The sequence below is a fragment of the Pseudomonas sp. genome, assembly GCF_037994325.1.
Classification (GTDB): Bacteria; Pseudomonadota; Gammaproteobacteria; order Pseudomonadales; family Pseudomonadaceae; genus Aquipseudomonas.
This window is the reverse complement of the sequence record NZ_JBBNAH010000475.1, coordinates 1-11,453: the sequence shown is the minus strand read 5'-3', so window position 1 is coordinate 11,453 and position 11,453 is coordinate 1. Positions and strand designations below refer to the sequence as shown.

The 11,453-nt window shown below is 62.5% G+C and carries 9 protein-coding genes; 1 reads left to right on the top strand and 8 read right to left on the bottom strand.

The genetic code is table 11. The annotated features are described in order from the left end of the window. The 8 genes from AAAB16_RS16165 to tagH all read right to left on the bottom strand — a co-directional run. Window positions 1–949 (bottom strand): serine/threonine-protein kinase (locus AAAB16_RS16165; protein ID WP_340664237.1); only part of this gene is annotated, 949 nt, incomplete at its 3' end. A 43-nt stretch (window positions 950–992) separates the two neighbouring features. Next, the gene (locus AAAB16_RS16160) at window positions 993–1,709 is read right to left on the bottom strand and encodes a protein phosphatase 2C domain-containing protein (protein ID WP_340664236.1); all 717 of its coding nucleotides are present in this window, start codon (window positions 1,707–1,709) and stop codon (window positions 993–995) included. Then, window positions 1,706–2,383, bottom strand: coding sequence for a type VI secretion system-associated protein TagF (gene tagF, locus AAAB16_RS16155; RefSeq protein WP_340664235.1), 678 nt, complete (start codon window positions 2,381–2,383; stop codon window positions 1,706–1,708). Before tagF ends, AAAB16_RS16160 begins: the two co-directional genes overlap by 4 nt. After that, complete coding sequence (gene tssM, locus AAAB16_RS16150; RefSeq protein WP_340664234.1) at window positions 2,384–5,899, bottom strand: type VI secretion system membrane subunit TssM; 3,516 nt, start codon at window positions 5,897–5,899, stop codon at window positions 2,384–2,386. Next, window positions 5,896–7,290, bottom strand: a complete 1,395-nt coding sequence (locus AAAB16_RS16145; RefSeq protein ID WP_340664233.1) for a DotU family type VI secretion system protein — start codon at window positions 7,288–7,290, stop codon at window positions 5,896–5,898. The genes tssM and AAAB16_RS16145 overlap by 4 nt, the downstream gene beginning before the upstream one ends. Window positions 7,291–7,294: 4 nt before the next feature. Then, a complete protein-coding gene (gene tssK / locus AAAB16_RS16140) occupies window positions 7,295–8,629 on the bottom strand; it encodes a type VI secretion system baseplate subunit TssK (protein WP_340664232.1) in 1,335 nt (444 codons plus the stop codon). Between the two features lie 8 nt (window positions 8,630–8,637). Beyond that, window positions 8,638–9,117, bottom strand: coding sequence for a type VI secretion system lipoprotein TssJ (gene tssJ, locus AAAB16_RS16135; protein ID WP_110614182.1), 480 nt, complete (start codon window positions 9,115–9,117; stop codon window positions 8,638–8,640). Window positions 9,118–9,197: 80 nt separating this feature from the next. Further along, entirely contained in the window at window positions 9,198–10,817 is a 1,620-nt protein-coding gene (gene tagH, locus AAAB16_RS16130) for a type VI secretion system-associated FHA domain protein TagH (protein ID WP_340664231.1), read from the bottom strand. 381 nt (window positions 10,818–11,198) lie between these two features. On the opposite strand from tagH, the gene AAAB16_RS16125 reads away from it, so the two are divergent. Next, window positions 11,199–11,453: type VI secretion system ImpA family N-terminal domain-containing protein (locus tag AAAB16_RS16125; RefSeq protein WP_340664238.1), on the top strand; the 255-nt coding region annotated here is incomplete at its 3' end.

The window sequence follows — 11,453 nt, the reverse complement described above, 5'->3', positions numbered from 1 at the left end:
GGCCGCTGGTAGCCGGCTCCAGCGGCGGCATTTCGATGGACATCGGCGTCAGGCCGCCGGTGTCCGCCGGAATAACCGGCACGGCCGCCGTCGGTGCTTCAGTCTGCGGCGTCGGCGGCAGGTTGAGCGGGCGAATCTGCGTGCTGTCGATGGCGCTCGGGGCCAGGTGATCCAACGCGGCGATAAAGGCGCCGGCGGTGGGGAAGCGCTCATCGGGGTTTTTCGCCAGCAGCTTGCGCAGAATGTCCTGGTAGCGGCCGTGGTTGATCGGCAGCTCCGGCAGCGGCTCGGTCAGGTGGGCGAGGGCGGTGGACAGCGAGTCGGTACCGATATACGGCAGGCGCCCGGTAAGGATTTCATACAGCACTACGCCCAAGGCATAGAGGTCGGCGCGGCCGTCGATTTGCAGGCCACGGGCTTGTTCGGGGCTCATATAGCTCGGTGTGCCGATGGCAAAACCAACCTGGGTGAACTGCGTGCTTTCTTCAATCGACTTGGCGATGCCGAAGTCCGACAGCACGGCGGTGCCGTCGGCGCGGAAGAGAATATTCGCCGGCTTTACATCGCGGTGCACCAAGCCCTGCGAGTGCGCGTAGCCAAGGGCCGAGGCCACTTGGCGCAGAATCGACAGGCCTTGTTCCGGGCTCAAGCCCTGCTCGATACGCTCTTTCAGCGTGCCATTGGCCAGGTATTCCATGGCCATGTAATACCAAGGCCCGGCGTTGCCGATGTCATGGATGGTGACCGTATTGGGCTGCGACAGGCGCGCCAACATGCGCCCCTCGCGCAGAAAGCGTTCGCAAAAGCTCGGGTCTGCCGCCAGGGCGCTGGCCATCACCTTGAGCGCCACCTTGCGTTGCAAGGAGCGCTGCGTAGCCAGATAGACCGTGGCCATGGCGCCTTCGCCGAGGCCGCGTTCTATGTCGTATCCAGGTATCTCTATGTTCATGCCTGTACTGCTCATCTGAGGCGTTAAGGGTCGGCTTTCTTTTCTATAAAGCTCGAATGGCCACGGCGGTAATGTTGTCGGGCGCACCACGGGTCAGCCCCAAGTGCACCAGGCTACGCACAATGGCGTAAGGGTCGGTATGGCTGAGTACGTCACGTAATTCGCTGTCGTCGGCGGTCTTGTTCAGGCCGTCGCTGCACAGCAGAAAATTGTCGCCGGGCTGTACCTGTAGGTTTACCTCGGCCAGGTCCAACTGTTCAAACACGCCCACGGCGCGGGTTACCACATTGGCGCGCGGGTGCACGCGGGCTTCTTCTTCACTGAGCATGGCGTTGTCGATCAAGTCCTGCACATAGCTATGGTCGCGGGAGATCATCTCCAGCACGCCATCACGCAGGCGATACAGGCGGCTATCGCCGGCCCATAAACACACAGCCTGGTCGCCCTGTGCCACCAGCACCACCACGGTGCTGCCCATCATACTGACGCCGCGCCGCGTGGTTTCTTGCAGCACATCTTGGTTTACTTGGGCCAACGCCGCGCGCAAGGCGCCGACATATTCGGCCAGCGTAGCGGCGGCTGGAATACCGCGCAGCGTGTCGACGATCAGGCTACTGACGTAGTCGCCGGCCGCATGCCCACCCATGCCATCGGCCACGGCCCACAGGCCGCGTTCAGCCAATTCTAGGCAGGCATCTTCATTGACCTGACGCACCATGCCGACATGGCTATAACTGGCCGATTGATAACCCTGGCTCATGGCACCATCCCCGTAGAGTGTGTTGCGCGCACCACGCCCTCACCAATCAGCAAGCGGGCAAAGTCCTGCAACGCTGGCAGCCCATGGCAACGCAATAACCCAGCGGCCACTTGGTCGGAACCATGCCCCCACCAGCAACTGGTTCCTTCGCAGCTCAATTGCGCCAATAGCGCGGTGCGCGCAGCGGGCGTAGCAGCCTCGCTGCGCAGCAAGGTGCCAAGGTTACCGATGGCGGCTTTGGGCATTGCCAGCGGCGCGCCCAATGCTTGTACGCCGCGCTCGAACTGCTCGACATCCGCCTCTGGCTCCAAGGTCGACAGCAGCAAGGCTTCGGCCTGATCAAACCAGCTTTCTTCGCCGCCAACGACGCTGGCGATATCGGCGTCGGGGGCGAGCAGGCTGGCAATGGTCAGCGGAAAATAGCGTCCAACCCGATCAATGCTCGGCATCATCACGCCCACCACCGGCTGGTTGCCCAGCAGGTTGGCCGGCACCGCAAAGCGCCACAGCGGGCTGACCAAATACGCATCCAGCCAGGCCTCGCCCAGCTCGTTTTGGCTGGCAGCCATCCCGGCCGCCAGCCAGGCATCCCACGCTTCAATAAAGCCGGGCGGCAGGTCGCGGCTTAAGAAGTCGCCGCGCCCGGCCAGCTTGCCGTAAAAACCAGCGCTCATTTACAGCCGCTCCGGCAGGCTAAAGCCCGACAGCACGCGGCTTTTGAACGGGTTAAAGGCGCTGCTGGCGCGCAGTTCCAGGGAGATGCTGTTGCCGTCCACATGCAAGCGCAGGGTAAAGCGGTCTGGCGCATTGCCGCGTTCCAGTTCCGATTGCTCCAGCAGGCGGAACCAGGCCCACGGCCCATCCAGGGTCAAGCCGGAGCGGCCGTTGGTGGGCGGCGGCAAGATGGTCACGCGTACTACGCCCACGCTATTGGGGCTTGGCCACTGCATGGCCACAGGGCGGCTGGGGCCGTGGTCGTAGGTCAGCTGTTGGCCGTCGAGGTCGAGCATAAATTGCTCAATGCTGGTATCCATCGCCACCGGCTTCAGTTCAAAACGCACCGCTGGCTGCGTACCGCCCGCGCGGAAAAACGCATCACGAATCGCCGCCGCACGCTGGAAGGTGGCCAGCACATTGGGGTTGATACCGAGTTTTTGCGCTGCGCCCGGCTGCCAGCGCCAGGTCGCGGCGGAGGTGTCGACATAGGGCTGCAGGTATTTGCGGAAGTAGTTGTCCATGACCCCGCCGGTGCCAAAGAACAGGCCGAAGTCTTCCAGAGTCACGTCGCGGCTGCTGCTTGGGTTTACCGGGTAGCGGTCGGCAATCGACTGGCGATAGACACTGACCACTTCGCTGACCCAGGCACCATTCAACTGATTACGCACGCCCCCCATCATGCTGTTGGTGGTGGAGTTAACCACCGACATGACCAAGCCTTGCACCATCGGTGGCTGGCGTTCAGCGGTGAGCGACACGCGCGAAGCAGCCGCGGCTACCTGGTTTTTCGACTCGCCCAACAAGGCTTCGCCACTGGCACCGACCATGCCGCTGACTTGCACGTACAGGGCGTTCATATCGCCGAGCAGAGTGTCGATTTGTGCCGGCTCCGTGCCGGTGGTGGCGACCAGGCTGTTCAGTTCGGCAAAGCGTGCGCTGATCGGGTCGGTTTCAGCCGGTGCCTGGTTTTGCGTGGCTTGTTCTTCACCCACCAGCGAGCCCAGTTGCTGCTTGAGCTTGTCCACGGTGCCGTCGACTTTTTTGCCCTGTTCCGCCAGCAAGCGGTCGCCTTGTTGCAGGTCGGTTTCCTTGGCCACTGCCACCAGCAATTTCTTGAACGGCGAGTTGGGGCCAGACAGCACGCGCAGCACATCGGCGGCCTGGGCCACATTGCTGATCGGCACGACGTCGAGGTCGGTAAGCAGGCCTTCCCACTGGCGCAGGTAGTCTTCGAAGTACAGCTTGCGCACCTCGGAGGCCAGGCCGGTAACGCCCTGAATATCGTCCAGGGTGCGGCCCAGCACCCACTGCTCCTCGGCAATGGTGCCGGCCTGGCTAAGGCTGGCGGTGAGGAACACTTCGCGGTAGCCACGGTAGGTAAAGAAGCCGCTTAACGGGTCGCTCAACGGCTTGCCGCTTTTACGGGTGAATACCAATGGCGCATCGCGGCCAGCGGCTTCGCTGATGCGAAAGTCCGGCAAGCCTTGCGGCAGTTTCTGGCGTTTTACCCGGTCGTAAACCCGTTGTGCCACCGGCAGGCGTTGCAACTGACGGCGCAGGTCTTCCACCAGGTTTTCGTCCAGGCGTGCCGCCGGTGGGCGGCGGTCGAGCAGGGCGTTGAGGTGCTCGTGCAGGGCTTCGCGTTGCTCCGGGGCGAGGTCGCGGGGCAGGGCGCGGTCCCAGTCGAGGGCAATCCAGGCCTTGATAAAGTCGGCGTCGTAATGGTCCGGGCTGCCAAGCATCAGGTAAGCCTTAAGGCCTTCGTAGAGGAAGTCCGAGCTGCCGCCGGAGCGCAGTTGTTCTTCCATACGGGTGACCAGACGCGGAGCAAACACGGCGATCAGCAATTTGCGGTACACGCTGGCCGATTCTTCGCCGAGCATATCGCCCTGATACAAGCCATAACCTTCGGCCCAGCCCGGTGGGTCGCCGGCCAGGTTTTTCACCGCATTCAGCAGCGGCAACACCGCCAGCACATCCCGTTGTGCCGGGCTCAGGCTTTCCAGCGCGGCGGGCAGCGGTTCCACGCGGCCTTCAACGGCGGCGATGTAGGCTTGGTTGGCGCGGTAACTGGCAAACCACACGCCAGCGACCACCAACACCACCAAAACAGTGGCGGCCAGGGCACCACGGGCCAGCCATTTGCGCCGGCGTTCTACCTTGGCATCGGCGCCGACCAAACCGCGTTCACCAAAGGCCACGGTGCGGAACAAGCGCTCGATAAAGTAGCTACGGCCGGTGCCGTTTTGCCGCGCCAGGTGTTGGCGGTCGAGGTTCATCGACTGCGCCATGGAGCCGATCAGGCGATCAATCGGCGTGCCTTCCTGGGTGCCGCTGGTGAGGTACAAGCCGCGCAGCAGCACGCGTTGTTCAAAGGCCGTGGGTTTAAACACGCCTTCCAGAAAGGCGCCGAGGTTTTCCTTAAGCGCCGACACTTGTTGTGGGAAGCCGTAGATCAAATCGCGCCGCGCCGGGTCGCGTTCGGTTTGCAAACGCTCCACCAGGTTTTCGTTCAGGCGCTGCTCAAGGCCGGCGAATTCACTAGCAAACACGGCCAGCGGGCCGTCGGGGCTTTTGCCGTCGTCCAGGGCAAAGGTCATGCCCCACACCTGGGCGCGCTCGTCCTTGCTCAGGTTGTCGAAAAACTCCATAAAGCCCGGCACCAGGTCGAGCTTGGTCAGCATCACATAGATGGGGAAACGCACGCCGAGCTGGGTATACAGCTCCTGAATCCGCGCCCGAATGGCGCGGGCATGGGCCTGGCGTTCGGCCTCACTGCCCAAGAGCAAATCGGAGAGGCTGATGGCGATAAACGCACCATCAATCGGCCGGCGTTTGCGCTGGGTTTTCAGCAAATCAAGAAAGCCCAACCAGGCGGCTTTATCCACGGCGGCGTGGCTGTCTTGCGTGGTGTAGCGGCCGGCGGTATCGAGCAGCACCGCTTCGTCGGTAAACCACCAGTCGCAGTTACGCGTGCCGCCAACGCCACGAATGGCCCCGGCGCCCAGTTCACCGGCGAGGGGGAAATTCAGCCCGGAGTTCATCAGCGCCGTGGTTTTGCCCGAGCCGGGCGGGCCGATGATTACGTACCACGGCAGCTCGTAGACGCTGCGGCGTTCATCGCCACCGAGCTTGGCGCGCTTCAGCAAGGCCAGGGCTTCGTCCATGCGCTGCTTAAGGGTGGCCAGCTCTTCGGCGGTGGCCACGCTGGCGGCATCCGGCGCGGTCACCGCTGCCAGGCCGCTCATCACCTTGGCGGCATTGCGCCGGGCTTGCAGCAGCCGTACTACGCGGTAGGCGATCCACAGCAGAAACAGCAGAGCAATCAATACCCAGCGGCTGGTGGCCGAGGCCAATGGCTCATATTTGCCAATGGCCAGAAGCGGCCCAACAAACCAGATAATCAGGCTCAGGGCGATAAGGCCCAGGATCGGCATGACCCAACGGGCGAAAAAGTTGAAAAACGACTTCACTCGACGCCCTCCGCAAATACGGTGATTTCTACCCGACGGTTCTTCGCCCGGCCTTCGTTGGTGGCATTGGAGGCCACCGGCTCGGTGTCGCTGCGGCCTTCGGCTTTAAAGCGCGTGGCATCGCCGGTTTTTGCCGCGAGAATTTCCGCGACTTCCTGGGCCCGCGCCTGCGACAGCTTCCAGTTGGACGGGAAGCGCAGGGTGGCAATCGGGCGGTTATCACTGTGACCAGTGACCAGCACATTGCCCTTCACCTTTTGCACGGCATCGGCGATGCGCATCAGCAGCGGTTGCAGGTCGCTGTCGATACTGGCGCTGCCCGAGCTAAACAGTTCGTCACCGCGGATGGTCACCACCGAACGGTCGACGGCATCTTCCACCGCCACGCGCTGGGCTTTGATGTCGTCGGCAAGGAAGCCGGCCAAACGTGGACGCTCGATAATTTTTGGCTGCATCACCGGACGGTCGATGGCCTGCACCGGGATTTCCCCCAGGGCATGAATCTTTTTAAACACCGGCTCGGCATCGGCAGCCAGCTTCATGCGCAGGCCGAAAATCAGCAGCAGCAATAAGGCCAAACCAATGGCAATGCCGACCCAAGGCGGCAGGTATTGCGAGAGGCGATCACGCACCACACTCAAACCGCGCCAATGCGGCGACAGCTCGCGCTCATGCTCGCCACGCACCGAACGAATGGTGGCGGCGGTGCGCTCACGCAGCGCATCAAGCTGGCTGCGGCCATCGTTCATGACCCGATAGCGGCCTTCAAAGCCGAGGCTGATGCACAGGTACAACAGCTCCAACAAATGCAGACGCTGATGGGCGTTTTGCAAACAGTGGTCGAGCAGTTGGAAGACTTTTTCGCCACCCCAGGCTTCGTTGTGCAGGGTGATCAGCAGGCTTTGTTTGCCCCAGTCGCTGCTGCTGCCCCATGGCGTGCTAAGCACGGCTTCGTCGAGGGCGGTGCACAGCACATAGCGGGCCAGCATCATTTCATCTTGCGCGACGCCGGCTTGGCGTACTTGCTCTTCAAACTGACGCAAGTAGCCGAGCATTTGCGCGCGCAGGCTGGCCGGCGCCGGGTGGGCGATGGTGTTACGCAAGCGCGTGAGCAAAGCCAGCAGGGGGCCAGCGGCTTGCTCCAGCGGGTTCAGGCCGTGGCTGCGTGCGGCGACCGGCGCAGCGGCCATGGGCGCGCTGCTGGGTTGTGGCGACTGCGGCGCATACGGCTGTTGCGGCGCCGGGCCACGGCCAGGGGCGGGGTCCGGCGCGCGGCCACCGGGGCGCGGCATAATCATGGTGCGGTCGTCGGCGGGGCGGCCACCACCGTTGTTATTAGTCGAGCCAGTGCCCGGTGGCGGGCTGCCGAACGGATCGTCGATTGGGTGCATCGGTTTATCCTCGGATGGCCCAGAAGGCCAAGTTCAGCCCCGGAAACTGCCCGGCCAGGTGGAAAGCAAAGCCGCCGGAATTGGTCAGTTGCTTCCAGTGCGCGCTGCCACGGTCCAGCTCGAAATAGGTGGAGCCGGCGTGGTACGGCAACTGCCGTGGCGCCACCGGCATTGGCAGCAGGCCGATACCCGGCAACTGCAAATTCACCAGGTCGCGAATGTGCTCCACCGAACCGACTTTGGCCTGCTGCGGGAAGTGCCCACGCAGGGTTTCCCCCGGCACATCGGCACGCACCACCAAAATAAACGCGGCGTTGGCGATCAGGGTTTTGTCCGCCAGCATCGCCACGTGCACGCCGTGGGATTTCTCCACAATCGGAATGGCCACGGCTTTGCTGTCGATTACCGTCGCCAGCGCTTGGCGCAGGGCCAAAAACACCGGGGCAAAGCTGCCGGCCAGATCGTCATGGGCGTACTGCGGGTATTCGGCGGGGCGCCGTTCGCTGGTGGTAAAGGTCGACAATTCGCCGGCCAGCGCCACCAGTTCGGTGTACAGGCGCTCGGGGTGCAGCGGATTTAGCCGGGCCAGGTGGCTGGCCAAGGCTTCGGCGCGGTTGATCAGTTGCAGCAGCAAGAAGTCGGCAATTTCCGAGGCACCACCGGCGCTGGAAGCCACCACACGCCCAGCCAAGGCTTCGCCACGCTGGTGCAGCAGGCCAACCAGTTCTTTGCAGAAACCCGCCAGCGGCGCGGCGGCGGCAATATTCAGCAGCGGCGGCAGGTAGTCGGTATCCAGCACCAGGGAACGGTCAGCGCGTTTTTCCCGCACGCGCACCACGCCGACGCTGGCATATTCGCCGAGGCCGTCTTTATCGGTAAGCAAACGAAAGGCTTGGCCACCAATTGACACCGGCGCGCGGCTTTCAAACGCGGCGTTGTCGTCGCGCACTTCGCGCACTTGGCTTTGGTAGCGGGAGCCGCCCAAGGCTTCGCCTTCGTCGACGGTATCGCGGGTGCCGGCACGGCGCAGCGGCAGGGCTAGGTGAATAATCGAATCGCGGGCGCTGTCTTCCACGTTCAGCGCAATCGGCGCGCTGTCATCGCCGGGAATATTAAACGGTGTGCCGTCGGGCAAGACGCCCTTGGCGCTGAGAATGGCGAACTTGCCCTGGGCTAGCAGCGCCTCATCGATCTGCAATTCAGAAAAGCCCCAACCACCGGCCAACAGCGGGCGGACACGGCCGTCAATCAGGGTTTCCAGGTAGCGGTCGTGCTGCTGGAAATGTTGTGGGCGCAGGAACATGCCTTCCGACCAGACCACGCGGTTATTCCAAGACATGCTGGCTCCTAGTCTGCTGAACGCGGCGTGATGGCGACGGCATGGCTGCCGACCATTACGTCGTAAGGGCTGGTTTTTTGCACCGGTACGCTGAGTACCTGGCGCCAAGTGGCGTGGTCCAGGTCGCGGTAGGCGACGACGATGGCCAGGTACTTGGTCGCTTCGTCGAGGGTGCGTTCGAGTTCTTTTTGTTCGCTGGGGCGCAGCAGCAATTCATCGTGGGCCACCAGGTCGCTGCCCAGGGCGCTTTCCGGTTTGTCGATAAGGGTGAAAAAGTCGGCGCGGGAAAAGTTATTCGGGCTCTTTAACTCATACAAACGCACACGCACCGGGGCCGGGTCGCCAGCCGGGGAGGGGTTGAGTTCGCTGGAGCCCAGGAAGTGCAGCTTTAGCACGGTGGGCGGCGGCGGAGGTGGCGGCTCCGAGGCGCAGGCGGTCAGCAGCGACGCCAGCAGCACGCTCTGAAAAAGTGAATACAACCTTGGCATTGAAAGTTCCTTTAAGTAACTGCCTGACTCGCGCCGCAAGCCTGGGCTTGCGACGATTCCGTTTGATGTTGTGTCTAGGGTCAGCGGCGCCGCAGCCGGGCGCTGTGCTCCTCATAGGCGCGACTGAATTCGCGGCCAAATAGGTCCTGAAAATCGTCCTCGGCTTCGCGCAAGATGCCGGCGTACAGGCTGCTAAAACTTTCCCATAGCTGGGCATGGCGCGCGCCGGGCAACAGGGCGGAAAAACCGCTGGGCTTTTCAAAACGGTTTTCCAACGCTGCCGGTTCAAAGCGTTTGAGCAGGTGATGAATTGCCGCCTGCACACCGGCCATCACCGCCATCTGGTGCGCCTTGATATCGTCAAAACCATCTTCAATCGCCTGGTCCGGCGGCAGAAACGCTTGGTTGCCGGAGCGCAGCAACAGCAGCAGCGCCTCATCCACATTCGGGGCGAATTTCAGCGGGTTGTTCTGGATCGGTTGAATGGTGGTCTGCTGCATGCGGAACTCACCTTTCAAGCTGCTGCGTGCACGCAACACCTCGATCATGCCCTCAACCATTTGCCGATAGCTGCGGCCGATGGCTTCCATCTGCGCTTCGGCTTGGGCGGCATCCACCTTCAATTGCGGTACGCCAGCGCCACGCAAAAACGCCTGGAGTAAATCGCCAGTCGACGCCTCGTAGGGTGTGCTGTGCGCACCGCTGTTAACCGGCTCCGGCGCCACGGCTGGAACCACTGCAGGCTGCGCAACCACCACTGGCTGAGCAGCAACCACCGGCTGAGAGACAACCACCGGCGGCGCAACCGGCTCAACACTCGGCGTCGAAACGATGCCTGCCCACGGATCATCCGCCGCTGGTGTGGCCTGTTGTACCGGGGGTAGTGAGGTCGGTCGATCATCCGCTGGCAGTTCGGGCCACACGGTTTTCACCGGCGCCTCAACGGCGGGCGGCGCCGTAGCAAATGGGTCGGGAATCGCCGGTTGCGCCGGTGCGGCCAAATCGGCAAACGGATCCCAATCGGCGGGAATCAACGCAGCGCCACCACTGGCGACCGGCGTTGCCACCGGCTGTGGAATAACCGGCGCTTGCTGCGGCGTAGGCGGGCGAAAGTCATGGCGCTCGGCGGGCACATGGTCCGGAATCGGCGCAGCACCACCAGACGGCGTATTCAAGAAATCAAACAGATCGGGCTTGGTATCCAGCGGCGAATTGTTTTGGAAATGCGCGGCGGCACCGCTGCTTGGCGTAGGGGCAAATACCGGCGTCGCCGACATGGGCGTAGCGGCGCCGACCTGGCGGCTCATCAACGCATCAAAGCTGGTGGACGGGTCGGTGGCGATACCCGACGCCGCGCTGCTGGACGAGAAACCGGCAATGGCATCCAGGCTGACCAGAATGTCGTACTCGCCCAAACGAATCAGCTCGCCATCTTGCAGACGTTCGCTGGAGCCTTTGCGCAGGCGTTGTGAGGAATTCACCAGCAGCACGCCATTGGTGCTGTTGTCGGTGAGGTAATACACGCCGTCGCGGCTGGTGATGGTGCAGTGCAGGCTGCTCACCAGCCGCTCGGGATCCGGAAGCACCCAATCGTTTTCGGGGCCACGGCCGATGGTCAGCACACCTTGATCCAGCTGGCGCTCCACGGCTTGGCCGGGGGTCAGTTTGTGGTAGCTGGTGATGGTCAAACGCAGTGGCATTGCGACTCCTTGCACACGCCTTGCGGCGTTACCTCCGGGCAGACAGATAAGCCGGAACGACCGTTCCAAGCTGCCCATCGCCTTATTTTTCCTGCGCGAATACTACAGCGCTCGCGCCGGAGAGTTCCGTCTTTCATCAGAAAATTCCGGATAAAAAAGACACGCTTCACAGAATGATCTTCTAGGCTAGCTGTCTGTTGCTTGCCGTCCAGCGGCGCCTTGACAACGCTTGGACGTGCTCCAAGAATGCCCGTCGCCCGATCATTGCGGTTTTTTCTGCGCCATGATTTGGCCATCACGCGGACCGAAGGAATCGGCTCGCGTGGGTAACCGATTCGGATCGAAGGCTGCACCTGGCAGCCTGATATGGAGATCGCTCGAGTGTTGGATGTACCCGTTCTACTGGCTCCCATCAGCGCCGACTCAACCTGCGGCGATGACCTTGAATACGATGCAGCTTTTCTCGAGCTGGAACGCATTGCGCAAGGTCAGCCGGAACGTCAGATGGGTGACGCCGTTTTACCGGCGGAACCGCCTGAATGGCCCCGTGTACAACAACTGGCTAACGAACTTTTTTTGCGCAGCAAAGACCTGCGCATTGCCAGTATTTTGCTGCGCAGCTCCCTGGCCCTGAAT

What these genes read in the sequence shown, in the direction of transcription:
- AAAB16_RS16160 (WP_340664236.1), bottom strand. Translation starts at nt 1,709, where the DNA reads ATGAGCCAGGGTTATCAATCGGCCAGTTATAGCCATGTCGGCATGGTG.
- tagF (WP_340664235.1), bottom strand. Translation starts at nt 2,383, where the DNA reads ATGAGCGCTGGTTTTTACGGCAAGCTGGCCGGGCGCGGCGACTTCTTA.
- AAAB16_RS16145 (WP_340664233.1), bottom strand. Translation starts at nt 7,290, where the DNA reads ATGCACCCAATCGACGATCCGTTCGGCAGCCCGCCACCGGGCACTGGC.
- tssK (WP_340664232.1), bottom strand. Translation starts at nt 8,629, where the DNA reads ATGTCTTGGAATAACCGCGTGGTCTGGTCGGAAGGCATGTTCCTGCGC.
- tssJ (WP_110614182.1), bottom strand. Translation starts at nt 9,117, where the DNA reads ATGCCAAGGTTGTATTCACTTTTTCAGAGCGTGCTGCTGGCGTCGCTG.
- tagH (WP_340664231.1), bottom strand. Translation starts at nt 10,817, where the DNA reads ATGCCACTGCGTTTGACCATCACCAGCTACCACAAACTGACCCCCGGC.